Here is a 26911-nt window from a genome sequence, read left to right as displayed (position 1 = left end):
CCTGCCATTCGTCCACCTCTTACCGCTTTTTGTTGGACAAATGACATATTCTCTCATTTTACCTTTGTCAAAAAAGAGAAGGTAAAATGGTTAATATATTAAAGAAAGCAGCCTCGGGATTATTGGAAATGATGCTCAGCCCGGCCACGGTGCTGGCCGTGAGAGCATGGCATCCCGGAACAATGTACGAGGTCGATCTGCACCTCCACACAACGAATATGGAAGGCTGGGATACGATCAAGCGGTTGAAATGCAAAGTCGATGCGCTGGAATACCGCGATTATACGCCTGCGCTCTGGAATTCGGAAACCAATGTGTGCACGATGTTCATTGAAGCGGGTCATAATGGGGCGGGAAGTCGCTGGGTAAAGCGGTTGCAGCCCGGAGATGAGATTTCGTTTGGAGCGGCACATGCCGCAGCGCTTCCCTCGTCAATGGGCGGGGTTTTGTGCCTCGCGGACGGGAAGCGCGCTCGGGCACTTCCTGGCATTGAAGCAATTGACCGACCACAGTGAGCATCCCATGGACGTGGCCGTTCTGCTGCCGGAAGTTTGTCGGATTCCCGATACATTAAAGGAAGAAAATCCCGAATTTGAGTTCATCACCGGACACGGCAATGCAGGAATCGCATTGTTGGAACAATGGTGCGACCGCAAAGATTTGAATCAATACAATTCGATCTATATTGCAGGGAACGTGCCCATGATGCGTGCACTCAGAAGAAAATTGAAAGCAAATCCAGCGGTGCACGCCAAAGTGTACGGCTATGGATTTTGGTCCTGAAAAACGGAATGGCAAATAAAGAAATACAGATCCGGCATCTGGAGCAAGGCCTGGCTGGCGTAGAAATCGCTCAGATATCAGACATGAACAGACTCACGCATGTGTCCGACAGGGTGATGATTCCGCATCGCCACGACCATTACTGCTGCTTTTTGCTCGAAAGCGGCTATGCAAATGTGAATGTCGATTTTCACACATTGGATCTGAACAAACCTGCGCTGCTGTTGTCCTGTCCCGGACAAGTGCATGACTTGCAGCTGGCGTCAGAAATTTCGGGTTGGATGGTTGCATTTGAAGCCAGATATATTGATCAGCATGCCCGCATGATCATCGAAAATTCGCTTGCTAACATTGCACTGCTCCATTTGGACGAGGCCGATAAGAAATGGTTTGCTACAATTTTTCATTTACTGAATGAAACATTAACCGATGGAAAGTCCGGCAATTTCCAGGAACAGCTGATCGGCAACCTGCTGAATGCATTGTTTCACAAGGCTGTCGATATTTTCCAGCATCAGGAAAATGACCGGATTCTGGCGCATTCGTCGCGCAGTGTTGAGATAGCAAGCCGTTTTAATCAATTGGTGAAGGAAAACTTCCGGACATTGAAAAAGCCTGCGGATTATGCATTTCAAATGAACATGACCGTCAGCTATTTAAACGATACGGTAAAATCGATCACCGGATTTTCGTCCACGTGGTTTATCCAGCAGGAAGTTTTTCGGGAAGCACAGCGCCAGCTGCTATACACGACCAACACGGTGAAAGAGATTGCATTCCAGCTCGGTTATGACGATTACAAATATTTTATCAGGCTATTCAGCAAATTCGCCGGCACCTCCCCCGCAGATTACCGGAAAAGGATCCTACGCGACAAGCTTGTCGGGGCTTAGGGCGGCATAACTGCATCATTATAAAGGCAAATATTACTACTTCGCCACTTTTACCAATCACGATGTGAAGATGGACACAGTTGGCAAAACATACAAATGAAAACCTGATCCGTACAGACAAGTTATTTGAGCCGTGGGTGAAATCGGCGGAAGCCGCTGGCGGCGATCTTTGTATCGTAAATCATAAAAAAAATCAACATGACAACGATCGCAAAAATAAATCTTGGCAATAACGGCCCGCTCGTTTCCAAACTTGGATTGGGCTGCATGCGCATGTCCTCCGTTTGGGGAAGCAAGGCAAATGACGAAAGTGAAAGCATAGCAACCATTCAAATGGCGCTGGATAATGGCATTAACTTCCTGAACACGGGCGACTTCTACGGAGCTGGACACAATGAAATGCTTGTGGGCAAGGCGATTAAGGGCAGACGCGACGACGCTTTTATCAGTGTCAAATTCGGCGCTATATTTCATAATGGCCACTGGCTGGGCATGGACCTGCGCCCGATCGCGATCAAAAACTTTATCAATTATTCACTGACGCGTCTCGGCGTGGAAACCATCGATCTTTACCAGCCTTCGCGGCTGGACGGCAGTGTGCCGCTGGAAGATGTCATTGGCACCGTGGCGGATCTGATCAAAGAAGGAAAGGTTCGCTATCTGGGCGTTTCCGAAATCAATGCGGAACAATTGCGTCAGGCAAATGATGTGTATCCGGTCAGCGCTCTCGAATATGGCTATTCACTGGCTGATCGCGGGATTGAAAGCGATTTGCTTCCGACTGCAAAAGAGCTGGGCATTGCGGTTGTGGCATTTGCAAATACGGGCGAAGGGTTGCTTACCGGTGAGTTGAAAGCACCTCTGCCAGCAGACCATTATCTGAATCATTTTTCGCGTTTCCAAGGCGATAACCTCATTAAAAATCTTGAAAAAGTTGAGCCGTTGAAGCAAATGGCAAAAGACAAAGGCTTCACGCCAACCCAGCTTGCCATTGCATGGGTTAATGCGCAGGGCGACCGGGTAATGCCGCTGGTGAGCATGAGCCGCAGGTCGCGACTGCCGGAAAATATCCAGGCGATGTCGATTGAATTCACTGCCGAAGAAGCCAAAGCACTCGACACATATTTTGCCCCCGATGCTATTTTGGGCGGCACCTATTTACAGCGATAAAACGAATGCGGGGCTTAAAAACAGCCCCGCATTTTCTATATTTACAAAGTGACCAATCCAACTGTACATCATTCCCGGTGTCATTTTTTTCTCCTATCTCTCCACCATGAGAAAGGACAAAGTGGCATTTCTTGAACATAACACGCTCGTTTTACAGGTTTCGGGACAGTTTTCCATGCAGACCGCGCACGAGACCGTCACCATGGGCGCCGGACAAATGCTGCTGATCCAAAAAAACCAGTTGGGCGAAATCACTAAAATCCCAATGGATGGAGAGGATTATCAAACCATTGTGATCAGCCTGAAAGAGGATTTACTGCGGCAGATCGCGCTTGAAGAACAGATCGAAACCGGGCAGAAATACACGGGCCCGACCAATATTTTGATTCCTGGAAACGACTTTTTGCGCGCTTTTTTCCAGTCGATCATTCCTTATGTGCGCCATCCGAACGAGCAGATAACGACCTCAATGGGCATGCTTAAAGTGAAAGAAGCCGTTCACCTGCTGCTTTACACAATGCCCGAATTGCAGGAGTTTTTGTTTGATTTCTCGGAGCCATACAAAATGGATCTCGAACGGTTCATGATGCAAAACTTCCATTACAACATTCCCGTCGAGAAGTTTGCGCGCCTTACCGGCAGAAGTCTGGCTGGTTTTAAAAGGGATTTTCAAAAGACATTTGGCATGGCACCGCGGCAATGGCTGCAAGAAAGAAGGCTTGCCGAAGCACGCCATCTGATCGAAACCAAGCACAAGAAACCATCAGCCATTTACCTCGACCTCGGCTTCGAAAGTCTTTCCCATTTCTCCCATTCGTTCAAGCGAAAATTCGGCAAAGCACCCACGGATTGGTAAATTTTCGCCTGTCAGTTCTGGTAAAGCGCTTGCCGGAATGCTGCTGGTGAGCTTCCCGTTTTCTGTTTGAAAAGTTTATTAAAAGACTGCGGATGCTCAAAACCAAGCTTATAAGCGACCTCCGCGGTGCTGAGCGATTCTGCACTGAACAGTTCTTTCGCCTTGTCGATAAGCCAGAGGTGCAGGTGCTGCTGCGTCGTTTGGCCGGTCAGTGATTTCAGCATGTCTGATAAATATCGCTGCGAAAGGCCCAGTTCATCCGCCACTTCCTGCGGGCTCGGCAAACCGTTTATCAATGCTTGTTCTTCCTTGAATCGCTGCGCCAGATAATTGTTCAGCTGCACGATAATGTCATGATGCGCAACATTGCGTGTCAAAAACTGCCTGTTATAGAACCGGTTGCAATGATTAAGCAGCAACTCGATCTGCGACACAAGCACATCCTGACTAAATTGATCAATGTTGTTATTCAGTTCCGTGTCAATGGCTTCGAAAATGGAAGTGATGATGGTCTTTTCCTTTTCAGAAAGGAACAAAGCCTCAGAAACCGCATAAGAGAAAAAACCAAACTGCTGGATATGCTTCCCGAGCGGATAGCGGAAAAGCAGATCAGGATGAAAAAAGAGCGCATAACCTTCGTGCTGCTCTTCATCAGCAGAAAGCTCCACCAGCTGATTTGGCCCCACAAAAGCCAGGCCGCCTTCCCGAAAATCGTACGTGCCCGGCCCATATTTTGTTTTTCCCTTGAAGCTTGTTTTAAATGCTATTTTGTAAAATCGCAGCAGATAACGGCGCCCGGCATCATTCAAATTTGGCTTAGAAAGATCGTAGTTAGCCAAGGCAATGTGCGGATGCAGCGGCTTCGGCAGATCGATCCGCTGCATTAAGTCAGAGATTGTCTCAAAAATCACGGGTTCTGTCATCGCGTCCTTCATCGCATTATCAGCAGCTAAAATTTGTTCTAGTCCTTAATCCTGCGCAGCCGGACGGATGACAATGTCACCCACGTCCACATTGTCGGGTTGCTCTATGGCGTAGGCAACGGCACGGGCAATTGCTTCTGCCGGGATCGCTATTTCGTCCGCTTTCTGTTGGATCGCGTCCCTGATATTCTCGTTCTTAATGTTACTTACAAAAGGCGTTTTTACCAAACCCGGTGAAATTCCCGTCACGCGCCAGCGCCCTTCCGATTCGCGCCTTAATGCCTCGCTGATTGTCCTGACGGCATTTTTTGTGCCCGCATAAACGCCCATAGCAGGAACAATGCTGATCCCCGCCGTAGAAATAATGTTGATAATGTGCCCGGATCCCTGGCTTTTGAAAATGGGCAGCGCGGCAGCGATTCCATACAGCACGCCTTTCAGATTTACATCGATCATTTGCTCCCAGCCATCCACATCCAGCTCTTCCATGCGGTGAAGCTGGCTGATTCCCGCATTGTTAATCATTACATCCAGCCGTCCAAATTCGCTAACAGCCAGACCTGCCAGCTGGGCGACTTCATGACGTTTGGTAACATCCATTTTTAAAGCCACCGCCTTACCTCTGGATGCCTGAATGCGCGCCGTAAGGGCTGCAAGCAGATCCTCCCGCCGCGCACCGAGCACAACCTTCGCGCCACGGCTGGTCAGCAATTCGGCCATTGCTTCGCCCATTCCGCTGCTGGCGCCTGTGATTGCGATTACTTTTCCTTCGATTCCGTTTTCCATAAATCAGGTGTTTTTTGATTTACAAAATTCGGTGCCGAATGTTGGGGAAATGTAGCCAGTTGTGTGAAATGTGTAGTCAAAATGTCATTTCACTTCTTTCTGTATTTGTTAAAAATAGCCATGATTTTATCGTGTATCGCTGCATTCTCGTACACGCCCCGAAAATCCAGCGAATGCGGACCATATGCGAAAACGGGCACCATGATGCCCGTGTGGTCATTGGTGCTGAAATGCCCGTCGACATAACCCGATTTAATGTCTCCGTCTAGCAGTGTAAGTCCGCCCGTTTCGTGATCCGCCGTGACAATGACCAGCGTTTTGCCGTTTGAGTCAGCCACTCGCATCGCTTCGCCGATCAGCTTATCGAAGTCAAGCATTTCGGTAACGACATAGGAAACAATGTTCGCATGACCGCCATAGTCGATCTGCGCGCCCTCGGCCATAATAAATGTGCCGGTGTTTGCAGCATGCAGCGACTCAAAGGTTTTCTGAAACGCCGGAATCAGGAACTCGCCTCTTCCATTGGCAACCGACTTCGTTTTTGCATCGTCAAGCAATACGAAAGGTGCTTTCATATTCGCCAGATCCGCCCACTTTTCAGAAAACTGCACGCCCTTTAACCGCAGCGAATCAGCCACTTTTTCCTTTACAAAATGCGCCGGACCGCCGCCGACGAGGATATCTGTGGATGAACGAAGATAATCCCGCGCGATCTCTTTTTCCATTTCCCGGTAAGGCTGATGGCCGTAGAATGCAGCCGGTGTAGCATCGGTAATGCTGCCTGCGGAAATGAGGCCCGTTTTCACACCCAGCGGTTTGAGCTTGTCAGGAAGGTTGGGAATGGCAACGAAATTGCTGTCAACGCCAATTGCCCGGTTTCTTGTTTTCTTGCCCGTCGCAAATGCGGTTGCGCCTGCTGCTGAGTCAGTTATGTAAGTGTCGGATGCGCTTGTTTTGGAAAAACCAATGTTGAGAAACTGTGCCAGATTGAGCTTGCCACGATTAGCAGTCAGGCCGGAGAAGATCTGCGCAAGGCCCATTCCGTCACCGATGAGCAGGATCACATTTTCAACTTCACTCAGTGCATCGTTGTTCCGGTATTTGGGTTCATAGGGCTGATATGGCTCGTTGAAAGTGTATTCAGCAGTCGGGCGTTTTCTTAAAAAATCGCCTAGTTCCGAAACGTGGTCGGTGTTAATGTAATCCACACCCAGATTAATGAATGCTTTCCATGCATTAATGTGATCCGGCGTTCCCCAAAACCTGATTTTCTTACCTTTTCCGTGCACCTCGCGGATGACATTTTCAATTTTTTCTTTGTCAACTTTTGTCAAAACACCTTTCCCGTTCCAGCGTGTATAACTGGCAAAAGACTGGCTGATCAGGCCGATGTGTTTGAGCTGATCAGGTGTATAACTGACCCCGGGACGGCCGTCGTAAAAAATGTAGTTGGGATAATTTTCGAATTGTGCAGGCGCGGGCGTGTTGCCGCTAAGTACAATGTGCACCGGACCAGTCGGTGCCAGCAAATGTTTGTATTTTTCAAGCTCTTTTACGAGCACCGGCATAATGGCCGCCGCAGGAGTTTTTAAATCGATTAAGAGCTGCAACGATTGATTGGTGTCTGGGAAAACCTGGCCTTTGTTCTTTTTGATAAGCGCTGCAAGCGGATCCAGATAAAGGCTTTTCAATGTCCGGTCAGGCTGCATATCCGAACTTTGATGTGCTACGAATAACGAATCATTTCGCAAAAACAAATCCGCCTCAACAGACCCGAAATGCTGATAATAAGCTTGGTAGAAAGGGATCTTTTGCTCGTAATCGTTGTGAGAATGGGCTTGCGCAGTTGTGTAACGGTGCGTTCCCTGTCCTGAAACCGATGCGGCAAATGACAATGTAAAACAAATGAGCGAAGCGTAAAGTAAGCGGAAGTTGAACCGGCAAAAATTCATTATCTGATGCGTTTTCGAAGATTAGCCCCAAAACTACTGCATTAAGCTTGCGCCACCCAGCCACAAAGCTTCACACGGATCGATTTAATATAAATTTTAAATGCAACATTGTTGCATAAACAAAATTATTCCTGAACTTTACAGCGCCTTTTATCGAAATGATGAAACGGCGGTTCAATTATGGCCTGGCATTACATTTTAATCATGCCGACTTCTTTTAAAATAAATGGGTTATGGAGCAGGACAATGATTTTGAAGTAATTATTATTGGTGGAAGCTATGCAGGATTATCCGCGGCAATGGCATTGGGACGTTCGTTGCGCAAAGTGCTTGTCATTGACAGCGGTTCGCCGTGCAACATTCAGACACCACATTCACATAATTTTATCACGCACGACGGAGAAAAACCGAGCGCAATAGCCGAGAAAGCCAGAGCGCAAGTGCTGCTTTACAGCACGGTAAAGATCCTGAACGATCTGGCGATCAGCGGTGAGAAAACTGAAAACGGTTTCAGCATTACGACCAGAAATAACGGATCATTCCATGGAAAAAAACTGATCTTCGCGTCAGGTGTTAAGGACATTATGCCTGATATTCCGGGCTTTGCAGCTTGCTGGGGCATTTCTGTGGTGCATTGCCCTTATTGCCACGGCTATGAGCTGCGCGGCATAAACACCGCCATCATGGCAAACGGAGAAAGGGCTTTTCACCTGGCGTCACTTGTCAACAACCTCACTGACAAGCTCACAATCCTGACTTCGGGAGAAGCGGATTTCAAACCCGAGCAAATGGCCAAATTTGAAAAGCACGGGATTAATATTGTGGAATCAAAGGTTTTGGAAATCATTCACCAGGAGGGAATGCTAAGCAAAGTGATTCTGGAAGATGGTGAAATGGAACTTGACGGCCTTTACGCAGCGGTTCCGTTTACACAGCATTCCGATATTCCGGCTTCGTTAGGCTGTGAAATGACCGAACATGGGCACATTAAGATCGATCATTATCACAACACAACGGTTCCCGGCGTGTTTGCGTGCGGCGATTCCACGTCCATGATGCGCGCGGTCGCCAGTGCTGTTTCGACTGGCAACATGACCGGCGCAATCGTTAATAAGGAGCTTGTTGAAGCGCAATTTTAGGCTTATGAAGCCAGAACGCTTTCAGTCTGCACGCTCTTCAAAACCTCGTAACTGTGGATCCGTGCCTCTGGATCGAAAATATGGCTTGTGACCATTAATTCGTCGAGCTGCGTGTGTTTCTGGAAATAGGCAAGGTTGCTGCCGACTCTTTTTCTGTCGCCGATGAATGTGTATTTCATCATTTCACGCACTGCTGCTTCTTCATATTCACCCCAAAGTCCGTCCATGCTCTCTACGGGTGGCTGCAAAGGGCGGCGTTTGCCTGTGATAATGCCTGTCGCAAGCTGGAAAAAGGATGTCGCAAGGCGCTCTGCTTCCTGATTTGTGTCGGCTGCAATCACATTTACACATGCCATTACATAAGGCTGCGCAAGATATTTTGAGGGCTTAAAATTGCGGCGATAAAGTTCTATGGCGGTCGTGAACTGCGTGGGTGCAAAGTGGCTTGCAAATGCATAGGGCAATCCCAGATGTGCAGCCAGTCGTGCGCTATCCGTGCTTGAACCCAGTATCCAGATCGGGATATCCAACCCTTCACCAGGGATCGCACGCACTTTTGACGTGCTGTTTTCTTTTGAAAAATAAGTTTGCAAGGCAATTACATCGTCCGGAAAATCCTGAGCCGATTCCATGTAATTCCTCCTCAGCGCACGAGCCGTGATCTGATCGGTTCCGGGTGCACGGCCAAGTCCCAGGTCAATGCGGCCCGGATAAAGTGATGCGAGCGTTCCAAACTGCTCCGCAACAACGAGCGGCGCATGATTTGGCAACATAATGCCTCCGCTGCCAACCCGAATGGTCTTCGTGCCGCCGGCAATGTAACCGATGAGCACAGAAGTGGCTGAACTGGCCACACTGGCCATATTGTGGTGCTCCGCGAGCCAGTAACGTTGATAACCAAGTTCTTCAACACGCTGTGCAAGCCGGAGACTATTTTTAAATGTAGCCGACGCGTCATTCCCTTCCGTGATCGGTGCGAGATCCAGAATGGAGAATGGTATATCCTGAATAAGTTTATCTGCCATGTCGATTTATTAACTTTAAAACTGCTGTTAATAAAAAACATTTAATCCGCTTGTGAGTTCCTTGCCGCCTGTGATTTGGCTAGTCTTGCTCCGCATTTTTTTGGTAAAGATGTTCCCAGTTCAGATAATGGCACAATCCGGCAAGTTCCGGGAAAAGCGTCTGTGCGTTGAAGCCGAGCATATTCAAATGATCCATCAACTCTCTTTTCAAACCGGGAATAATCGTAAACTCGGTGACATTCACTTTCACATCCTCATCCACCTGCATGGGAATAAATCCATTTTTTTCCTCAGAATAAGGATGCACCGTAAACCACCCCGACTGGGCAATGATCCGCTCATTGTTCAGCGACGGCCGAAGCACTTTCAATTCTTCTATTTCAAATGGTGACCCGAGGGACGTTGTGGCACTCATTTCATCTTTATCGATCACCTGCTCATTATATCCCCTGAAAAGATAAACGAATGATGCCGAGTCGGAATCGTCAATGTCTCTTATTGCAAAATACAGCGCCACCAGCGGGTTGCTGGACCAGTCTAGCAGCCTTGTTTTCAAGCCGTAGTGCTGGGCAAGGATCAGGAGCTCCCATTCTTCGGAAACGGTGTCGGGCAACAGCAGCTTACCCCGGCGTTTGAGGTCGAGCAGCATTCGTTTTTCAATATGGGTAATGTCTTTGTGATGATAACGTGCAATGGAAGGGACCAGCGGTGCATTGATCCGCTGGCCCCTGAAAATGAAAAAATCAAACTCGTCATTCTTCAAAGCAACAATGTCCCTGATAAACTGATCGATGGACGTAATTTCAACAGATTTCATGCTTCAAGACTTATCAACGATCAATTTCCGCTCTTCCAGAGAAAAGCTTGCGCCCTTCGCTAGTATGTGGATCTGCATGCCCTCGACATAAATCGGATCCATCTTTTTCGCTGTTTCGTAGTTGGTATTTTGGATGTCATCGGCTTCCAGAATCAGGGCCACGCCCGACCCGATCGTCCGCATGTGGTTGCCTTCCGTAATCACAAGTCCGGTGTCTTCGCAAATGCCTATTGCAAGAAAACCCGGCTGCATCAGCAGCGCTTCGGCAAGTCTGGAAAAGCGTCCGCGACTCATAAAATGCGTATCTACAATTGTTTTGGGCAATAATGTAAAACCTCTGCTCAACTCAACAATCCCTTTTAGCAGCGACTCCGTACTCGAACCTTCCTTGATCGTTGCCGCAGACATGGCCATCGCTCCGGCGCTTGTGCCCGCAATGACGAAATTGTCATTGCGGTAACGCTCCTTCATTAGGTCCATGAACTTCGTATCGCAGATTTTGTCGATCAGTCTTGTCTGGTCGCCGCCGGTGAAGAAGACACCGTCTACTTCTGAAAGCGTCTGCAATGTGGCTTTGCTATCGACATTACGACCCGTCAAATTCAGTACAGACACTTGTTTGCATCCCAGTTTACCGAATGCTTCTACATACATTTCGCCCATTTCTTCGGGTTCGGTGGATGCAGTTGTAATGACCGCTATTTTGGAATCTGCGCCGTTCATCTCGCCCAGCACTTCCTGCAAAACGCCTTCATTTTCAAACGAAACCGACCGCGAGCTGCCGTTACTATCCTGTTCTGAGCTGCGCGCTTCTTTACCCCCGATTGGTATCAACTTTCCTTTTGGTAATTCCATATGCTCTAATCGCTTAATGTGCAACCAGCTGCCTTTCATATAAGCTGGCTTTTGCATTTGATTCTTTTAGCACCTTAATTAATGAGATTGCACTTTTGATTTTTTCTGTGGTCACGACAATAAGCTGTCCCGGCCGCGAATGACGGATCGCATAATTGATCGCCTGCAGTTCGTTCTGGATTACTTTGATCTTGCAGCGCGGGTTTACGGTTCTGATGCCGTTTTTCACCAGTTCCACGATTTCCTGGTGTTTCCTGCCACGCGGGTCTTCATCCACCCGAATGATGACCTCATCAAAAATACCGGCAACCACTTTGCCAATCTCTCAGGATATCCTCGTCCCTTCTGTCCCCTACTCCTGTGATGATCCCGAGCTTGCTGGTTGCCGGTAAATTTTCCAGATAACTGCCCAATGCAGTCATTCCGTGCGGATTATGCGCATAATCGACGACCAGATCAAAGTCCTGGAAGTGGAAGTGGTTCAGCCTTCCCGGCGTTGAGTCCTCTGAAACCTGAAAACTGTAAAGTCCTTTGGCAAGCAAATGAACGTCCATTCCCTGTGCATATGCCGCTAGCGTCGCAGCGAGAATGTTTTCGATCATAAAATGGCACTTGCCTCCGAATGTTGCGGGTATGGCTTCGGCATCGGCAACCGAGACCTTAATGCTGCCGTTGATGAGTCTTATTTCGCCTTGTTCATATATACACGCCAGTCCGCCGTCGCGAATGTGTGCAAGCACGCGCTCGTTTTCCGGGTTCATGCTGAATAGGGCGATGCGACATTTGAGCCGGTCCTTTATGCCGTAACTTTGATCATTATCAGCATTAAGGACTGCGAATCCATCCGGTCGCACGGATTCGGCTATCACCGCCTTTACATGCACCATTTGTTCCACCGTATGAATGTCGTTCAGCCCGAGATGGTCGGCGGCAACATTGGTAATGATGCCTACATCACATTGATCAAACGCAAGTCCGGACCGGAGCAGCCCGCCTCTTGCCGTTTCCAGTACAGCCACGTCCACGGTTGGATCTTTCAGAATTTTCCGGGCACTTTCCGGACCAGTGCAATCGCCTTCCTCGATGATCAGACCGTCTACATAAATGCCATCCGTTGTCGTATATCCCACGCATGAACCGGCTTGCTTCATCAAATGAGCTGTCAGGCGCGTGGTGGTTGTTTTGCCGTTGGTGCCGGTGACTGCAATGATCGGAATGCGACCGTTGTCATTGTTTGGGAAAAGCATTTCTGCAACATCATTGCCAACATCACGCGGCTTTCCCGAAGACGGATAAAGGTGCATCCGGAACCCAGGACTCGCATTCACTTCGATCACTGATGTTCCCGATTCGCTTAGCGGCTTGGTAATGTCCTGGGCAATGATGTCGATTCCGCAAATGTCCAGCCCGATCAGCTTCGCCACACGCTCGCCCATGCTTATAATCTGCGGGTGAACGCGGTCGGTTACGTCTTCCGAAGTGCCGCCCCGGCTGAGGTTAGCCGCATCCGAAACCGTGACGCTTACATCCGACGGAAGGACTGTGTCCAGCGACAGGTTTTGCGCCTCAAGGTGATTTTGCAGCATTTCATCAATGACGATCCGGGTCAGCTTGTTCTCATGTCCGTCGCCTCTGCGCGGATCCAGATTGGTCTGGTTAATGAGCTCGCGGATCGTAGAAATGCCGTCGCCGAAGACCATTGGCGGTGTACGCTTTGCAGCAGCACAGAATTTATAATCAATCACCAGCAAACGATAATCGCTTCCGGAAATGAAGTTTTCCACGATCACTTTGTCCGAAAAGAAAGATGCCCAGTTATAGGCGTCAACTGCCGTTTGCATATCCCGGATGTCCGTAGTAACGCCCTTACCCTGGTTCGCATCCAAAGGTTTGATCACGAGCGGATAACCGAGTTCCGCGACTGCTTCGGCGAGTGCTTTTTCGTTATTAACCGTCAACCCGGCCGGCACCGGCACCCCTGCCCTGCCGAGCACTTCTTTTGTAGCATTCTTGTTCCCGGCGAGTGATACGGCAATGTTACTGGTGCTGTTTGTCGTAGTTGCTTCAATGCGCTTTTGCCTGCTTCCGTAACCAAGCTGCACATAACTGTCGTCATTAAGCCTGATGCTCGGAATATTGCGTGCCGCGCATGCGTCCACGATAGATTCCGTGCTTGGGCCGAGGCGGTCGGTCTGATAAATGCTTTTCAGTCGCTGCACCACGTCCGCGACGTCATAATGCCTGCCTTTCACCAATGCATCTGCCATTTCAACGGCACTATTGGCGGCTAGTACACCCGCACGTTCCGCTGCATATTCAAATACCACATGGTAAACGCCGTATTCTCCATTTCCCCTGGTGCGGCCAAAGCCACAATCCATTCCTGCCAGCGACTGCATTTCAAGAGCAATATGCTCGATCACGTGGCCCATCCAGGTTCCGTCTTTTACCCTTTCAAAAAAGCCTCCCGGATGTCCTTCTGAGCAAAAATGGCTCTGTAAGCTCTGCATCGTCTTCTTCAATCTGTCGTAAAAGCCTTCGATTTTGTTGGTTGGCAGTTCTTCCAGCTCCTCTAGGTCCAACTTCATTACTACCAACCTGTTCTTGCGTACCGACCACACATTCGGGCCGCGCATGCAACGGATATCAATAATCTTCATACTCTACACTACATTACTTATTGTGGATGGACATTCTGATTCTAAAAAATCAGATTTTCGGCGGCAGTTAATAATTGTGCCAGCAGTGGGGAATATGCCGGGACGTAAACCAAATTTGAGAAAAAAAGTTTTTTATACTTTTCGTAGAAATATTTGCGCAATTGTAATGCAGGCCGGTTGAGCGGTCGTTGACTGGCAAACTTTTTGTAATCGGCCACGATCCAATTTTTGACCAACAAAACGCATCCTATGTTTACCATTGCAATTCACGGCGGCGCCGGCTCACTGACCCGCGCTACGACCACGCAGCAGGAAGAAGAAGAATACAAAAAAGGCCTGGATGCAGCATTGCAGGCCGGTTACGCCGTTTTGGAACGCGGCGGAAGTGCCGTTGAAGCGGTTGAAAAATCGGTGATGGCGCTTGAAGACAATCCGTTGTTCAATGCGGGAAGGGGCTCCGTGCTTACTGCGGAAGGCAAAAATGAAGCAGATGCAGCCATGATGTGCGGCAAAACGCTGGAAGCGGGTGCCGTGGCGTGCATAAGCCGTATCCGCAACCCGATAAGCCTCGCCAGGGCGGTTATGGAAAAGTCATCGAATGTGCTGCTGACCAGTAATGGCGCGATAGATTTTGCAAAGGCCCACGGACTTCCGTTTGAAGACGATCCCTATTTCCACACCGAACGGCGGCACAAAGAACTCATGAAGGCGCAGGAAAAAGAAGATGGGAAGAACACGGGAAAAGGCACAGTAGGCGCAGTTGCGCTCGACGAATCGGGAAATGTGGCCGTGGCAACATCCACAGGCGGCATTACAAACAAGAAATTCGGACGTGTCGGCGACAGTCCGGTTATTGGCTGCGGCACTTATGCCAGCAACGAGTCGTGCGCAGTTTCGTGCACTGGCGACGGCGAGTTTTTTATCCGGCTCGTCACCGCATACGACGTGGCTGCGCTAGTGCAGTATAAAGATTTAGAACTTCATGCAGCCTGCCAAACTGCAATCGATAAGCTTACCGCGCTTGGCGGCGAAGGCGGCCTCATTGCTGTAAACGCAAAGGGAAATGTGGAGCTCGTTTTCAATTGTGAAAGCATGCTCCGGGCCTGGAAAAACCACCTGGGTGAAGGGGAAACACTGGTTTGGTCCGGATCGGAATAAAAGCAATCCCGACCCGGAGCCTTTGTTAACCTAAGCTCACATCACTTGAAAGTGCGAGCTCTTTCTGGGCGTCCAGCTCTGCCAGGCGCTCCGCTAAGGAAGCCCTTACGTCCCAGTATGCATCCTTACCCAATGCAAGCCGTTTGGGTGCCGGTGATTGTTCAACGCAATCGATCATCGCCTGGACGGTTACATTTACGTCGCCCGTCAGCGGAAATGCACCTTCCGCGACTGCCCGTCTTACGTCACCTGCCGGCGTCTGATCATAGACTTCCATGATGGGCGCAGTCACCATTGCATTGCCAAAAGAAGTGGCGTGTGCACCGGGTTCTACAATGGTGACCTTAATGTTCAGCGGAGCAACTTCCTTGGTCAATGTGTCACAAAAACCTTCGATCGCCCATTTGGTGGTGTGATAAAAACCAAAATTCGGGTAAGTCGTTTGTCCTCCTGCCGACGACAGCTGCAAGATATGCCCGCCCCCTTGCTCGCGCAAATAAGGCAGACTGGCGCGAATGACCTGAATTGACCCTAAAATGTTGGTATTAAGCTGATGTTCAATCTGTTCGTCACTCGCCTCTTCAACGGCGCAGAACAATGCATAACCTGCATTATTAACGATGACGTCAATTTGGCCAAGGTCAGCAAACGCTTTTCTCACTGTTTCTTTGATCGCCGCAGTGTCGGTCACATCCAGCACGTAAACCTGCAATTGCTCGCCGAACTGTTCTTTCAAATCAGCAAGCGCATCGGCTTTCCGGACCGTTGCCGCAACACGGCTGCCCTGGTGCAATAATTTTTCAGTAAGGAGCCTTCCTAACCCGGAAGAAGTCCCTGTTATAAACCACGTTTTCATACGCAAAATCAAGTTGATTATTAATTGGTCGCGCCGCCATTAACGAGCAGATGCTGACCGTTTACAAATGAGGAAAGGTCGCTGGCGAAGAACTCGGCCACATTGGCCACATCTTCCACTTCTGCAAGCCTTCCCATCGGGCAGCTGTCCAGCAGTTGCTTACGCAATGCAGGATAACTGTCTGGCTCGGCGAAGATGCCGGAATGGTCCACCGCAAAAGGGATAATGGTGTTGACCGTCACGCCCCGATGTCCGATTTCTTTTGACAAAATATCGACTAAATATCTGGGGGTGGTTTTGCTCCCGCCATAAACCGCCATGCCCGGAACAGGAAATGAAGTGGTGCTGGACGCGATATAAATGATGCGTCCGTTGTCCTCCACATTTCTGGCAGCCTGCTGCATGGTGAAATAAGAACCTTTTGTATTAATGCCGAAAACATGGTCAAACTGCTCTTCCGTGAAGTTTACGACCGGTGTTTCCACGAGTTCAATGCCTGCATTAGCCACAACAATGTCAATTTTTCCAAATGCATTTTTGGCTTCTGAGAACAAGCGCTCAATGTCTGAAACCTTGCTTACATCGGCCTGGACGGCGATTACTTTCACGCCCATTGCTTTGATATTGCTCACCACTTCGTCTGCGGAAGCGTTATCGCGAGAATAATTAATGACAATGTTTGCTCCCAATGCCGCATAACGCTCGGCAATGGCTTTGCCCAGTCCACGCGCTGATCCGGTGATCAAGGCCACTTTATTTTTTAAACTGTTCATCATTTCTGGTTTAAATGTTTGTAAAAACGCAGCAGCAGTCGCTCAGGCCATGCCGCCGTTCGCTCCGATATTTTGCGCTGTGATCCATTTGGCCTCATCACTGGCCAGAAACACCACGATTTTTGCGATATCCTCAGGCTCACCAATGCGGTTAAACGCTGAAAGTGAAGCAAGTCTGTCGATCACTTCCTTTGGTTTGCCTTTGGTAAAAAGCTCGGTGTTGGTTGGCCCCGGAGAAACGGAATTGACATTAATCCCACGCTCGCCCACTTCTTTAGAAAAAACGCGGGTAAGCTGCTCAACTGCGGCCTTTGTTGCCACATAAGTGCTGTAAGTTGGCAGCATAATACGATTTACGGAAGTTGAAAAGTTGATAATGCTGCCTTCGTCGGCCAGCCGCGTGGCCGCCTCACGCATGGTGTTAAACGTCCCCCGGACATTGATATCAAACTGGCGCGTGAAATCTTCGTCGGTGGTGTCTTTCAGCAATTTTGTGATCATAATGCCCGCATTATTGACGAGCACATCGATCTTTCCAAACTTAGCAATTGCCGCATCAAACAATGCTTTTACTTCGCCGGTATTGCTCACGTCCGCCCGAATGGCAACAGCTTCTCCACCTTTGGCTGTGATTTCACTGACCGTCTGATCAGCCGCTTCCTGCGACCCTGCATAATTAACGATCACCTTTGCACCGGCGCCGGCCAATGCATGTGCAATAGCGGCTCCAATGCCTCTTGAAGCGCCCGTTACCAATATTATTTTATTTGTCAGATTGCTCATGATTCTTTGTTTTAGTTGTGATAAAACAAATTTCGCGCTTCTGGCTGGCGGAAAAGGACGCATATCAAAGCATTACTTACAAATATCTAAGGTCAGGCGCTTTGATATTGTTTGCGATAAGCGGCCGGGGAAAGATCCGTGTGTTTTTTGAAATAATTACTGAAATGCGTTGCTTCCGTAAACCCCAGCTGAAAGGTGATTTCCTTAATGGAAGTGTCCGAGTTCTGCAAAAGTGATTTGGCCTCTGCGATGGTTTTGTCAGCGATCCAGGTGCTGATCGCTTTGCCCGTTTTGGTCTTGATTACGGTGCTGAGGTAATTGGGATGCAGATTTTGCATTGTAGCAAGGTCCTGCACGCGAGGCGTCTTATCAGCCTGACCGTTCAGAAGCTCCCGAAAACTATTTTCAAGATTTTGCTTAAAAACTTTGACAATGGCAGAGCTGCGATTGCCTTCGTAAATCGGATTGTAATCCTGCCAGAAATGTTCCTTTATCCGTAAAAGCAGCGCTACAAACAAGCTGCCGATGATCTTATTTTTATACCGCGACTGGCTCAGATATTCCTTGCAGATCTGTTGGTACAACGATTCAATTACATCAAACTGATCGGGAAGCAGGATTTTAGGCTGAACCACTTCGGTCAGCAAAAACGAGAAATCTTTATATACATCGTGATGCACATGCTCTTTCAGAAATGATTCTTTGAACGTGATCAGGAATGCGTCATCAATGCTATACCATTCAAATTGACGGAAGTTTCCGGGGTTGGTAAAATAGATCGTGCCCGGTTCGATCGGGAATTCCATTTCATCGATGACATATTTTCCTTTTGCGTCTTTGACAAACACAAAACTGAAATAATCGGGGCGATAGGCGATCGATTGGAAAGGAAGCTGGGTAAATGTTTCCTTCAATGCATGAATGGTAAAGCCAGATTCCGGATCAATGCCCGCCAAAGGAAGGTTCATGATCTTGTACAGATCATACAATGTTTCCGTGATTATCTCCGCCTTTTGCATTGTGTGAAATTAAGGAAATTTGAAGCCGTTATTAAATCTAATTTCATCGCATTTAAGGAAACCGAGCCGCAGGATGCACCGCCGCGCGAATGCTTTTTACTTAATTTCTAGGAACCCAAACCTTGTAACCAGCTCCTTCCCTGTTGCCGGATGCGTAATAAGGCACGGCCTGGAAGGTTGTCTTTGCTCCGTCTTTTCCTGTGGCACTGCCGGTTAAAATGTTCACGCCATTGAGCAGGTCTTTGCGGAATTCCAGTTTCATAGGTGAAGCGACGATTTTCACAGAATCCAATGTCGGATTGTCAACGGCTTCGAGGCAATAGATCACCGGGCCGGATGCGAGCGTGACCATATTTTTCAAATCCCTTGCTTTCTCGTTCGCTGTAATGATACGAGGCTGCATGGGCAGTTCGAGCGTTACCTGATCGGATTTTTTCCATTTGCGATTGATCACTGCATAGCCGTCTTCCAGCGCTGCCTTAACCGGCTTTCCGTTCACCCGAATGACGAATGCTACATTCAAATCGGAGCGATACAGATCCATCGGATTCTCTTTGCCACGCGCCCATCCGGGAATCCGCAGCATCAGGCTAAAATCCGTTTCGCTTTCCGGGTTTATGATCCATGCAATGTTGCCTTTCCAGGGATATTCGTTTTTTTGTTCGATCTTAACCTGCTTATTATCTGCTAATTGCACAGCCGCATTGCTTCCGATGAACAGGTTGACATAAATGCGATCTTTCGTAGTTGAGTAAATGTAATCGGGCAGCGCTGACACCATTTTCAGAAACATCGGCGGACAACATGGGCAAGAATGCCATTCCCAACGCGCATGCTTGTGCGCATTCAGCGGATTTTGATAAGTATACTGCTTGCCGGAAAGCGCGACGCCCGTGAGCACATTGTTGTAAAGCACGCGCTCAAACTCATCCATATATTTGCCATTTCCAGTCAACTCATTCATCCGCTGACTGAAAAATCCGGCTCCAACCGCAGCACAAGTTTCCAGATAAGCGTCGGTTGGAAGAAAATAATCTGCGCCGAACTTTTCATCATTGTGAATTGCGCCCACGCCGCCGGTGACGAACATGCGCTGGCCGGTCATGTTGTCCCAAAGCCGGTCGGCCGTGAGCATATAGGCCGGTTCATGATTTTCCAGTGCCGCAGCCGTAACACCGGTGGCAAGCAATGTGGCCCTTACCGCGTGACCTTCAATGGTTTTTTGTTGAAAAACAGAGATCGAATCCTGGGCATAGTCGCCCCAGGTCGGGCGCGCTTCGGCTCCAACTTCTTTATACTTTTGCGACTTAATGTAAGCTTCCGATTTGTCATTTCCCCAGGTCAGCCAGAGCGGATAACCCGAATGTTTGCCGCGGTTTTCAATCCAGAAGCGGGCCAGGTCAAAATATGCCTGTTCATTTACCGGAACATTCACTTTCTGCTTCAGTGCAGGTTCGTTTTTATAAAGCCAATAAAGCTTGATCAATGCTTCTTCCGGCCCTGAATGTGCGGGGACAATGTTGCGTTTGGGTGGATTACCCATTAATCCGGCCATATAATTGGCATAACGCGTTGCCACGGTCAGGAGTTTGGTTTTACCGGTTGCCTAATAGTAATGAACCCCGGCTTCCACCAACATTCCTGCATTGTAAACGTCGTGCTGGTAACGCAGAAATCCACCATGATCACCCCAGCGGTGCGTGGGCTCCATCAGATCGGTGTAGGTGTTGAGATATCCATTCGAATCTGCATGCTGGGCTGCGTCAATGCGATCGATGATTCCGTCCAGCCGGGCTTGCAATGCAGCATTCGGATACTGGCCAACGAGGTCGCCGATGCCCCGGATCGATTCGTAGATCAGTCCGTCAAACCACGGCAAACCGGCGTGTTGCCCTTTCTTGCCCGCTGCCACCTTATCAAAATTCGCAAGCACATTATTCTTGCTTTGCTCATCGGCAGATTTCAGGTGCTTTCCTTCGAACTTGTCCAGCACGTCGGTGGCCGTGGTTGTGCTCCATAATGCGAACTTCGGATTCCAGAACGGATCATTAATGACCGTGTGCGGCACTTGGCTAAGCTGCGTTATATGTTTTTCGGCCGTGTTTTGAGATTGTGCACAAGTTGCAGAAAACAATGAGCCGAGCGTCAGGCCCAGGAAGATCAGGTTCTTTTTCATATCCATTAATTTGCCTCCAAATGTATAGAAATGTTTTTAACTGGTACGAACTGGTACGATTTAATTTTTCAGGCCAATCTGATCAAATCATTTAAAAAAATTACTTTTGCAGGCTAGTCATATGTGGAGTGAAAGAGAATAAATCAAAATATAAGCTGATAGTCAGCCATGTTACCGATCGGATCAGCTCGGAAGAATATCGCTGCGGCGACCGCATTCCTTCCATCAATGAATTCAGGAGCGCTTATAATCTTTCCCGCGACACGGTTTTTGCTGGTCTAAAAGAGTTGGTTTCAAAAGGCATCATTGCTTCAAATCATGGTGTGGGTTATTTTGTACAAAGCACCAAAATCGAGACGGGACATCATATTTTCCTGCTTTTTAATGAGCTAAATGGCTTTAAGGAAGTCCTTTTTAAGTCATTCATCGAGGCGGTTGGAAATTCGGCAACGGTCGATCTTTATTTTCACAATTACAACAGAAAAGTCTTCGAAACGCTCATTCGGGACGCCAACAATAAATACACCGATTACATCATCATGTCCGGCAAGTTCAAGGGCATTGGCGAATTGCTCGAATCGCTTTCCGGCCGCGTTTTCCTGCTCGACCATTTTCATCCCGAATTGAAAGGACAATATTCCTCCGTTTTTCAGGATTTTGAAAAAAACACATACGAGGCCCTCGATTCAGGACTGGAATTGATTCGGAAATACAAGCGCATTCTGATGGTCCAAAAGGAAGAAAAGGAACCGGAGGAACGATATGCAGGGCTTAAAGCTTTTTGCAAAAATTACGGTTTCTCACACGATTACATTTTAGAAACGGCGGGCCGGGAAATTCAGAAGGGCGATCTTTTTATCGTGGTAAAAGACGAAGATCTGGCTGATCTCATTAAGCAAACTGCTGTTCAGCAATTGAAACCGGGACAGGATTTCGGCATTATTTCCTACAATGATACGCCGCTCAAAGAAGTCCTCGCCGGCGGGATCACAACGCTTTCCACAGATTTTAGATTAATGGGCAAAACAATGGCTAATCTCATTGATACAAAGGCCATTCTGACCATTGAAAATCCGTGGCAGCTCAACATCAGAGGCTCGCTTTAATGCACATCAAAGCATTTCAGAAATTTTCCGATCGCTTTTAAACAAGCCTTTCCTTGATGGCCAGACTGACCGCTTCGGTGGCGCTGTTCACGTAAAGCTTGTCGTAAATGTTGCGGATGTGGTTGTTAACCGTGTTGTAAGTGATGCCGCATTCCGACGCAATCAGTTTGTAGCTGTAACCTTTTACCAAAAATCCAAGCACATGCTTTTCGCGCTCGGTAAGGTGATAATCTTTCTTGGTGGGCGACTCTGCGGAAAAAAAACGAAGCACTTTCGAGGCTATGCTGCCGGTCATGGGCGCTCCGCCTTCGAGCGCCTCTCTCAAACTTTCCAAAAAACGCTCCGGGCTGGTTTTTTTAAGTAAATAACCGTTTGCCCCTGCACGCAGACTGTCAAAAATGCGCTCATCTTCTTCAAAATTTGTTTGAATCAAAACCGGTAATGCACCGAAATGCCTCCGTACGAGTCGCGTTGCTTCAATGCCATTCATGCCGGGCATGTCAATATCCATCAGCACCAAATCGGGCTTTGAGCCCGTGATATCGGCCACCAGATTAGCGGCATTGGGGAAAGTGCCGGTGCACGTGAATTCAGTAGAAAGGTTCAGCAGCATTGCAACGCTGTTGAGCCGCTCCTGATTATCGTCAAAAATTATGATCCTGGATGCCATGTGACAAAGTTAACTATTCGCCACGTAGAACTACATAGCAAATACTCGCCATCCGCATTTAGTCAAAAAATAAGTGTAATGTTCGTGCCGCCGTCTTTTTTTGAGTTAACGGTCAGCTTGCCCTTCATTTGCACGGCGCGCTGCTGCATATTAGAAAGGCCATTTCCTTTTTTAATAAGCTCAGGATCAAAACCATTGCCGTTATCCCTGATAATCATTCTGACCTTATTGGCATCCTGGCGAATGTCTACATTAATCTCACTGCAGTCGGCATATTTGGCTGCATTATTGACGGCTTCTTTAAAAATTAAATAAAGATTTTTTCGCATTTGCATATCGAGCTTCATTTTCTTGAAGCTGCGGATCTGTCTCGAAATGGAGCGCTATTCCTTTCGATTCGGCCACGCTGCTGCCGAAACTGAACATGCGTGCAAATACATCTTCGATTTCATCATTGCCCGCTTTTACGCTCCATACAATGTCGCTGAGTCCTTCCTGCACCTGCTGTGCATTCTCCTTTATTTTTCTTACAACTTGCTGATGCTCTGCCTTTTCCATTTGCATAAGCAGCGCCTGACTGTAAAATGTAATGCTGCTGAGCGTGCTTCCGATCTCATCGTGCATGTCGGCACTGATGCCGTTCCGGATTTGCTGAATGTGCAGGATCTGTTGCAGCCGGTAACGGTAAAACAGGTAAAGCACCATGCCGATGCCCAGCACGCTCAGGATAAAAACCAGGGCGATTTGTACCACGGAACAATCACCCTGATCGGCGCATGCCAATCCTGCGTGCCCCAGTCAGCGCCTGCAACAGAAACCTGCACTTTGAGATTATATGTCCCCGGCGGCAGGCTGTTGATGAGCAGTCTGTTGCCATTTTCAATCATTTGCCAGCGGTCATCTCCCCAGCCTTCGAGCTTGTATCGGAAGCGGTTCAATGCTGTGTTCTGATAATCGGGACTCATGAAAGAGAATGCAAAAAGGCGGTCGCCGGGGTTAAAAACGATTTCCTTGCCCGGCTTATGGTTAATGATCGTATCGGCTTTGTTGCGGTCGGCGTCGTATTTTGAGTAAGAGATCAGCTGCAATGCGCGCTCTTCTTCAGGATTTGTATCAATGCGCGAAGGGTCGAATGCGACAATGCCGTTGAGACCGCCAAAATAAAGCGTTCCATTCCTCGATTTCATGTAAGAACCGTGATTAAATTCCATGTGCGGGAGTCCGTCGGCCAGCCCGTAATTATGGAATTTCTGTGTCCGGGTGTTAAAACGGGACAAACCTTTGTTCGTACTCAGCCACAAATTGCCCTGCTCGTCGGGCAGTGCTGCATAAATGTTGTTGTCAGGAAGGCCATCCTGCATCGTAAAAAGACGCGTGGTTTTCTGAGCCGTATCTATCCGGATAAGTCCCTGCCCGGATGATGCCCATAATGCCTTTTCATGCCAAACCGTGTGGAAGATCTGCAAAGCTGGAAGTTTGATCTTGTCTCCGGCAGACTGTCCATAATGCTCTTTGATGGTCGCATCCTGGTTCAAAACGTACAAACCATTGATCGTACTCACCAAAATACGGTTCTCCGACCACGCCATGAAATGATTCACGCGCTCATTCTTAATGTAGCGCCCGGGCTTGTCATTCAGCAAGATCGGTTTCAGATTCCGCGTATCAATTATGCCCATTCCGCCCCAGGTTCCCAGCCAGAAAGTGTGATCATTGAGCTTGTAAAAGGAAGTGAATCCCCGACCGCTGACAAATGGAAACTCGACCGGTTTATATTCTTCAGTCTCCGGCTCTATTTTCAGGAATTGCGTTCCGTCGGTGACAGCGTAAACCTCGTTTTTCGAAAAAAGCACTTTATAAGGGATTACATTATCGCCCGGAATGTTCCCCGCCCGATGCAGCACCATGTGCCTGGCCCTCGCATGTACCGGATCGATCTGGTGGAGCATATAAGCGACGTCTTTCACGATATAGCCATATGAGCACACCCAGATCATGCCTTGGCTGTCCTCGGTGATGCCCCGGATGCTGCTGCCGATATCACCGGGCTTTTCCTGCGGCTTGCTCAGATATTTGGTAAATATTTCGCCTGTTAAAGTAATCTTGAAAAGGCCGTTGACGCACGAAATCCAGAAACTCCCGTCTGAACTTAGGTAACTGGCAAAGAAGAAGGTTTCAGCGCCTGACTTTTGCTGCAGCTGACTGGTGAGCGATGTGTGCTCCCCCGTTTTCTGATTTAAAAAACCAACTTGTCTTTCACTTTTACTCCAAAGATAACCTTTGGCATCTGATTCAATAAAATCCGGTTTAACGGGTGCATTGGCCGTTTCCAACGGGCCGAATTTCTGATTTTTAAAATCATAGCTGCGCATTTTCCCAACATTACTGCCTTGCTCGTTATAATGAACCGTGATCCGGTCAGGCGCAGACTGGAATACGTTTGAAACTGCTAAATTTTGTTCTGACAGCCCTTCAATCAGGTTTACAGCGTGCGTTAAGCTGTTTTTTTCGCTGACTTTGTGTAAAAAATTTCCTTCAATGTAAGCGTACACATTGTCTTTGCTATCACTAAGCAGGGTTCTTGCCACACTTCCGACAGAAAACGCGTGCGATGGATTTGAAGCTGGCGTATATAATGCAGCGGGGAGCAATTTGCGGGTGATCAGGACGAGTCTGCCGCTTGGGATCGCCACCCATGCATTTTGTTTTTTGTCAAAAAATATATCCAGATTTTGCTTGGAACCAACATGCTTAATCTGCTGCGACGGGTCTATGGTCTTGCAGGTCAGGTTGTTTGGGTCAATAATGCTGATGCCATTGTTATGCGCAATCCAAATGTTGCCTTCCGGTCCGGTCCTGATCTGGTTAATGAGCGTGCTGCCACCGATAGACCGGGTCAGCATGCCCGTAAAGTTTTGAAATGTATATCCGTCGTAGCGCCACAAATCCTGACCGGTGCCCACCCACATAAATCCGCGGCCATCCTGCGAAAGACAGCGCGTATTTCTGCTTGGCAAGCCCTGCTCCGGCCCGAATAACTGAATGTTCACGCGGGTTTGCGGCGTTTGCGCCATGCTAAGATTGATGCCGGATTGCAGTAGGAACAGGAATAACCAAAGACATTGGATCTTCAAAACAGGCACCCAAATGTTGAAGCGTAAAAGTTGGCGCGGCATGCAAAGAGGAAAGGTTGAGTAAGACGACTAAGGGTGTATACTCCAAAAATCGATTTTTAGATTAAAGAAGTAACCGCTTTTTATATACCTGCGAAAAAACGATTGTTTCAGCGACGGATTTCTTGCCGAAAAAGGCCTTTATAGCAAGAATTTGCTATTGTGCCATGACAGCCACTTGTCTTCTTTTGCAAACGTTAATTTTCTCAGCGATAAATAGTTTGGCTGCTGCGCCGGTGGTGACATCCGCACTAAAAAACTTTCCAGATATAATATTTACTCAACGTTCATTTTTTTACCTAATCCTGTTTGATTTTACCTCACGTTAATCGACAAAAACCAACTTCCAATTCAATGAAAAAATTAGTACTTTCGATCGCAGTTGTCCTTTCGGGACTTTTTATCCAGGCTTGTACGGATCATGAGCAGCCTTTTCCAGAACCAACAACATTCACTTCCCAGCCCTTTGTAGAAGGACTGAAAGCGCCCATCGGAATGGCCATTGATGACAATGGAAATATGTGGGTAACGGAGGCCGGAACAGGAAATGGCACAGACGGCAGCGTATCCATGATCACCCCGTCGGGCACAAAGACATTATTCGTGACAGGGCTAAGCTCAATTACGCAGGAAGGTTCTCCTGAGGGCATCGGTCACCTGGTTTTTCAAGGCGGCAAACTGTATTTTTTGCATGGATCAACCGGCAAGCTTTACATCGCTGACGTAGCCTCTTTCAAATCGGGCGATGCAGCCGTTAACCTTGCTTCAATTCCTGTTGAGGACATTGGAACATTTGTAAAATCAAAAGCACTGACTGACCCGCTTAATTCTAATACATGGGACCTTACAGTTGGCCCGGACGGACTTTTGTACATTGCTGACTCTGGTGCCAATGCGATCTTTAAAAGAGACAGCGATGGTACTTTACATTTATTTGCACAAATCCCGAATGTTGCTACGAAAGTAGAAGCTGTGCCAACAGGAATCGTTTACGACGGCACTAAGTTCCTTGTAAGCACATTGACAGGCTTTCCGTTTGCAAAAGACAATGCAAAAATTTTCCAGGTTGATAAAAATGGAAAAGTTGATGTTTACGCACCGAATTTCACAACGCTGACGGGCATCACACTTTCTGCTAACAACAAGCCAATCGTGGTTCACCACGGAGAGTTTGGAGCGATGGGCTTTAAACCAAATTCGGGTGAAGTATTGGATGAAAAGGGCAACGTGCTTTTAAAGAACATTTCACGGCCAACGGACATCATCCGCACCAATGACGACGTGTATTATCTGCTGAGCTATCAGGACGGGACAATCGTTAAACTGACTTATTAATCA

Annotated in this window: 26 protein-coding genes and 1 pseudogene; 9 read left to right on the top strand and 18 right to left on the bottom strand. The window is 48.1% G+C overall.

Annotated features, from left to right (window positions below; all coding sequences use genetic code 11):
* Positions 1–86 precede the first annotated feature (86 nt).
* The 5 genes from AC0IYG_RS02210 to AC0IYG_RS02190 all read left to right on the top strand — a co-directional run bounded on the left by AC0IYG_RS02210 (position 87) and on the right by AC0IYG_RS02190 (position 3702).
* Positions 87–515 (top strand): hypothetical protein, encoded by a 429-nt coding sequence (locus tag AC0IYG_RS02210; RefSeq protein ID WP_471709390.1) that lies wholly within the window; start codon positions 87–89, stop codon positions 513–515.
* Positions 516–522: 7 nt separating this feature from the next.
* The gene (locus AC0IYG_RS02205; RefSeq protein WP_471709389.1) at positions 523–783 is read left to right on the top strand and encodes a hypothetical protein; all 261 of its coding nucleotides are present in this window, start codon (positions 523–525) and stop codon (positions 781–783) included.
* A gap of 8 nt (positions 784–791) precedes the next feature.
* Positions 792–1676, top strand: coding sequence for a helix-turn-helix domain-containing protein (locus AC0IYG_RS02200; protein ID WP_471709388.1), 885 nt, complete (start codon positions 792–794; stop codon positions 1674–1676).
* A gap of 198 nt (positions 1677–1874) precedes the next feature.
* On the top strand, positions 1875–2846 hold the full coding sequence (locus AC0IYG_RS02195) for an aldo/keto reductase (protein WP_471709387.1): 972 nt from the start codon (positions 1875–1877) through the stop codon (positions 2844–2846).
* Between the two features lie 106 nt (positions 2847–2952).
* The gene (locus tag AC0IYG_RS02190; protein WP_471709386.1) at positions 2953–3702 is read left to right on the top strand and encodes a helix-turn-helix domain-containing protein; all 750 of its coding nucleotides are present in this window, start codon (positions 2953–2955) and stop codon (positions 3700–3702) included.
* Positions 3703–3713: 11 nt separating this feature from the next.
* Here the strand turns inward: AC0IYG_RS02190 and AC0IYG_RS02185 are convergent, their stop codons facing one another.
* The 3 genes from AC0IYG_RS02185 to AC0IYG_RS02175 all read right to left on the bottom strand — a co-directional run bounded on the left by AC0IYG_RS02185 (position 3714) and on the right by AC0IYG_RS02175 (position 7363).
* Positions 3714–4625 (bottom strand): helix-turn-helix domain-containing protein, encoded by a 912-nt coding sequence (locus AC0IYG_RS02185; RefSeq protein WP_471709385.1) that lies wholly within the window; start codon positions 4623–4625, stop codon positions 3714–3716.
* Positions 4626–4670: 45 nt separating this feature from the next.
* Complete coding sequence (locus AC0IYG_RS02180; protein ID WP_471709384.1) at positions 4671–5411, bottom strand: SDR family oxidoreductase; 741 nt, start codon at positions 5409–5411, stop codon at positions 4671–4673.
* A gap of 89 nt (positions 5412–5500) precedes the next feature.
* Entirely contained in the window at positions 5501–7363 is a 1863-nt protein-coding gene (locus AC0IYG_RS02175; RefSeq protein WP_471709383.1) for an alkaline phosphatase, read from the bottom strand.
* A 233-nt stretch (positions 7364–7596) separates the two neighbouring features.
* Here AC0IYG_RS02175 and AC0IYG_RS02170 point away from each other — a divergent pair, with 233 nt between their 5' ends.
* On the top strand, positions 7597–8502 hold the full coding sequence (locus AC0IYG_RS02170) for an NAD(P)/FAD-dependent oxidoreductase (RefSeq protein ID WP_471709382.1): 906 nt from the start codon (positions 7597–7599) through the stop codon (positions 8500–8502).
* A gap of 2 nt (positions 8503–8504) precedes the next feature.
* Here the strand turns inward: AC0IYG_RS02170 and AC0IYG_RS02165 are convergent, their stop codons facing one another.
* The 5 genes from AC0IYG_RS02165 to cphA all read right to left on the bottom strand — a co-directional run bounded on the left by AC0IYG_RS02165 (position 8505) and on the right by cphA (position 13835).
* Positions 8505–9527, bottom strand: a complete 1023-nt coding sequence (locus AC0IYG_RS02165; RefSeq protein WP_471709381.1) for an LLM class flavin-dependent oxidoreductase — start codon at positions 9525–9527, stop codon at positions 8505–8507.
* Positions 9528–9606: 79 nt separating this feature from the next.
* The gene (locus AC0IYG_RS02160; RefSeq protein ID WP_471709380.1) at positions 9607–10344 is read right to left on the bottom strand and encodes an FRG domain-containing protein; all 738 of its coding nucleotides are present in this window, start codon (positions 10342–10344) and stop codon (positions 9607–9609) included.
* A 3-nt stretch (positions 10345–10347) separates the two neighbouring features.
* Positions 10348–11238 carry a cyanophycinase gene (locus tag AC0IYG_RS02155; protein WP_471709379.1) on the bottom strand — a complete coding sequence of 297 codons (891 nt, stop codon included), beginning with the start codon at positions 11236–11238 and terminating at the stop codon, positions 10348–10350.
* The gene (locus AC0IYG_RS02150; RefSeq protein ID WP_471709378.1) at positions 11213–11512 is read right to left on the bottom strand and encodes a hypothetical protein; all 300 of its coding nucleotides are present in this window, start codon (positions 11510–11512) and stop codon (positions 11213–11215) included. The genes AC0IYG_RS02155 and AC0IYG_RS02150 overlap by 26 nt, the downstream gene beginning before the upstream one ends.
* Positions 11493–13835, bottom strand: coding sequence for a cyanophycin synthetase (gene cphA, locus AC0IYG_RS02145; protein WP_471709467.1), 2343 nt, complete (start codon positions 13833–13835; stop codon positions 11493–11495). The genes AC0IYG_RS02150 and cphA overlap by 20 nt, the downstream gene beginning before the upstream one ends.
* Before the next feature lie 273 nt (positions 13836–14108).
* Between cphA and AC0IYG_RS02140 the strand changes: the two genes are divergently transcribed.
* The gene (locus AC0IYG_RS02140; RefSeq protein ID WP_471709377.1) at positions 14109–15017 is read left to right on the top strand and encodes an isoaspartyl peptidase/L-asparaginase family protein; all 909 of its coding nucleotides are present in this window, start codon (positions 14109–14111) and stop codon (positions 15015–15017) included.
* A 25-nt stretch (positions 15018–15042) separates the two neighbouring features.
* On the opposite strand, the gene AC0IYG_RS02135 is transcribed toward AC0IYG_RS02140, so the two are convergent.
* The 6 genes and pseudogenes from AC0IYG_RS02135 to AC0IYG_RS02110 all read right to left on the bottom strand — a co-directional run.
* On the bottom strand, positions 15043–15873 hold the full coding sequence (locus AC0IYG_RS02135) for an SDR family oxidoreductase (RefSeq protein WP_471709376.1): 831 nt from the start codon (positions 15871–15873) through the stop codon (positions 15043–15045).
* A gap of 20 nt (positions 15874–15893) precedes the next feature.
* Positions 15894–16649 carry an SDR family oxidoreductase gene (locus tag AC0IYG_RS02130; protein ID WP_471709375.1) on the bottom strand — a complete coding sequence of 252 codons (756 nt, stop codon included), beginning with the start codon at positions 16647–16649 and terminating at the stop codon, positions 15894–15896.
* Positions 16650–16688: 39 nt separating this feature from the next.
* Positions 16689–17429 (bottom strand): SDR family oxidoreductase, encoded by a 741-nt coding sequence (locus AC0IYG_RS02125; RefSeq protein WP_471709374.1) that lies wholly within the window; start codon positions 17427–17429, stop codon positions 16689–16691.
* 92 nt (positions 17430–17521) lie between these two features.
* Positions 17522–18448, bottom strand: a complete 927-nt coding sequence (locus AC0IYG_RS02120) for a helix-turn-helix domain-containing protein (protein ID WP_471709373.1) — start codon at positions 18446–18448, stop codon at positions 17522–17524.
* A gap of 100 nt (positions 18449–18548) precedes the next feature.
* Positions 18549–18851: a hypothetical protein gene (locus tag AC0IYG_RS02115; protein WP_471709466.1), complete on the bottom strand. Its 303-nt coding sequence runs from the start codon at positions 18849–18851 to the stop codon at positions 18549–18551.
* Positions 18852–18860: 9 nt separating this feature from the next.
* Positions 18861–20624: pseudogene (locus AC0IYG_RS02110) on the bottom strand (glycoside hydrolase family 127 protein); the annotation flags it as partial.
* Positions 20625–20752: 128 nt separating this feature from the next.
* Between AC0IYG_RS02110 and AC0IYG_RS02105 the strand changes: the two are divergent.
* Positions 20753–21730 (top strand): GntR family transcriptional regulator, encoded by a 978-nt coding sequence (locus AC0IYG_RS02105; protein ID WP_471709372.1) that lies wholly within the window; start codon positions 20753–20755, stop codon positions 21728–21730.
* Positions 21731–21767: 37 nt separating this feature from the next.
* Here AC0IYG_RS02105 and AC0IYG_RS02100 read toward each other — a convergent pair whose 3' ends face one another.
* From AC0IYG_RS02100 to AC0IYG_RS02085, 4 genes are all read right to left on the bottom strand, one after another.
* Positions 21768–22400 (bottom strand): response regulator, encoded by a 633-nt coding sequence (locus tag AC0IYG_RS02100; protein WP_471709371.1) that lies wholly within the window; start codon positions 22398–22400, stop codon positions 21768–21770.
* 62 nt (positions 22401–22462) lie between these two features.
* Positions 22463–22729 carry a sensor histidine kinase gene (locus AC0IYG_RS02095; RefSeq protein WP_471709370.1) on the bottom strand — a complete coding sequence of 89 codons (267 nt, stop codon included), beginning with the start codon at positions 22727–22729 and terminating at the stop codon, positions 22463–22465.
* On the bottom strand, positions 22701–23153 hold the full coding sequence (locus AC0IYG_RS02090; protein ID WP_471709369.1) for a histidine kinase: 453 nt from the start codon (positions 23151–23153) through the stop codon (positions 22701–22703). Before AC0IYG_RS02090 ends, AC0IYG_RS02095 begins: the two co-directional genes overlap by 29 nt.
* A complete protein-coding gene (locus AC0IYG_RS02085) occupies positions 23123–25576 on the bottom strand; it encodes a ligand-binding sensor domain-containing protein (RefSeq protein WP_471709368.1) in 2454 nt (817 codons plus the stop codon). The genes AC0IYG_RS02090 and AC0IYG_RS02085 overlap by 31 nt, the downstream gene beginning before the upstream one ends.
* A 351-nt stretch (positions 25577–25927) precedes the next feature.
* Here AC0IYG_RS02085 and AC0IYG_RS02080 point away from each other — a divergent pair, with 351 nt between their 5' ends.
* The gene (locus AC0IYG_RS02080; RefSeq protein ID WP_471709367.1) at positions 25928–26908 is read left to right on the top strand and encodes a ScyD/ScyE family protein; all 981 of its coding nucleotides are present in this window, start codon (positions 25928–25930) and stop codon (positions 26906–26908) included.
* Positions 26909–26911 lie beyond the last annotated feature (3 nt).

Source organism: Dyadobacter sp. AC419 (genome assembly GCF_979253085.1).
Note: the sequence above shows the minus strand (reverse complement) of the source record. Positions and strands in the feature narration are given on the sequence as shown.

Excerpts from the sequence above, each read along its gene's own strand:
- AC0IYG_RS02210 (WP_471709390.1), top strand. The coding sequence starts at position 87 with ATGGTTAATATATTAAAGAAAGCAGCCTCGGGATTATTGGAAATGATG.
- AC0IYG_RS02205 (WP_471709389.1), top strand. The coding sequence starts at position 523 with ATGGACGTGGCCGTTCTGCTGCCGGAAGTTTGTCGGATTCCCGATACA.
- AC0IYG_RS02200 (WP_471709388.1), top strand. The coding sequence starts at position 792 with ATGGCAAATAAAGAAATACAGATCCGGCATCTGGAGCAAGGCCTGGCT.
- AC0IYG_RS02195 (WP_471709387.1), top strand. The coding sequence starts at position 1,875 with ATGACAACGATCGCAAAAATAAATCTTGGCAATAACGGCCCGCTCGTT.
- AC0IYG_RS02190 (WP_471709386.1), top strand. The coding sequence starts at position 2,953 with ATGAGAAAGGACAAAGTGGCATTTCTTGAACATAACACGCTCGTTTTA.
- AC0IYG_RS02185 (WP_471709385.1), bottom strand. The coding sequence starts at position 4,625 with ATGACAGAACCCGTGATTTTTGAGACAATCTCTGACTTAATGCAGCGG.
- AC0IYG_RS02180 (WP_471709384.1), bottom strand. The coding sequence starts at position 5,411 with ATGGAAAACGGAATCGAAGGAAAAGTAATCGCAATCACAGGCGCCAGC.
- AC0IYG_RS02175 (WP_471709383.1), bottom strand. The coding sequence starts at position 7,363 with ATGAATTTTTGCCGGTTCAACTTCCGCTTACTTTACGCTTCGCTCATT.
- AC0IYG_RS02170 (WP_471709382.1), top strand. The coding sequence starts at position 7,597 with ATGGAGCAGGACAATGATTTTGAAGTAATTATTATTGGTGGAAGCTAT.
- AC0IYG_RS02165 (WP_471709381.1), bottom strand. The coding sequence starts at position 9,527 with ATGGCAGATAAACTTATTCAGGATATACCATTCTCCATTCTGGATCTC.
- AC0IYG_RS02160 (WP_471709380.1), bottom strand. The coding sequence starts at position 10,344 with ATGAAATCTGTTGAAATTACGTCCATCGATCAGTTTATCAGGGACATT.
- AC0IYG_RS02155 (WP_471709379.1), bottom strand. The coding sequence starts at position 11,238 with ATGAAAGGCAGCTGGTTGCACATTAAGCGATTAGAGCATATGGAATTA.
- cphA (WP_471709467.1), bottom strand. The coding sequence starts at position 13,835 with ATGCGCGGCCCGAATGTGTGGTCGGTACGCAAGAACAGGTTGGTAGTA.
- AC0IYG_RS02140 (WP_471709377.1), top strand. The coding sequence starts at position 14,109 with ATGTTTACCATTGCAATTCACGGCGGCGCCGGCTCACTGACCCGCGCT.
- AC0IYG_RS02135 (WP_471709376.1), bottom strand. The coding sequence starts at position 15,873 with ATGAAAACGTGGTTTATAACAGGGACTTCTTCCGGGTTAGGAAGGCTC.
- AC0IYG_RS02130 (WP_471709375.1), bottom strand. The coding sequence starts at position 16,649 with ATGATGAACAGTTTAAAAAATAAAGTGGCCTTGATCACCGGATCAGCG.
- AC0IYG_RS02125 (WP_471709374.1), bottom strand. The coding sequence starts at position 17,429 with ATGAGCAATCTGACAAATAAAATAATATTGGTAACGGGCGCTTCAAGA.
- AC0IYG_RS02120 (WP_471709373.1), bottom strand. The coding sequence starts at position 18,448 with ATGCAAAAGGCGGAGATAATCACGGAAACATTGTATGATCTGTACAAG.
- AC0IYG_RS02115 (WP_471709466.1), bottom strand. The coding sequence starts at position 18,851 with ATGCAGCCTCGTATCATTACAGCGAACGAGAAAGCAAGGGATTTGAAA.
- AC0IYG_RS02100 (WP_471709371.1), bottom strand. The coding sequence starts at position 22,400 with ATGGCATCCAGGATCATAATTTTTGACGATAATCAGGAGCGGCTCAAC.
- AC0IYG_RS02095 (WP_471709370.1), bottom strand. The coding sequence starts at position 22,729 with ATGCGAAAAAATCTTTATTTAATTTTTAAAGAAGCCGTCAATAATGCA.
- AC0IYG_RS02085 (WP_471709368.1), bottom strand. The coding sequence starts at position 25,576 with ATGCCGCGCCAACTTTTACGCTTCAACATTTGGGTGCCTGTTTTGAAG.
- AC0IYG_RS02080 (WP_471709367.1), top strand. The coding sequence starts at position 25,928 with ATGAAAAAATTAGTACTTTCGATCGCAGTTGTCCTTTCGGGACTTTTT.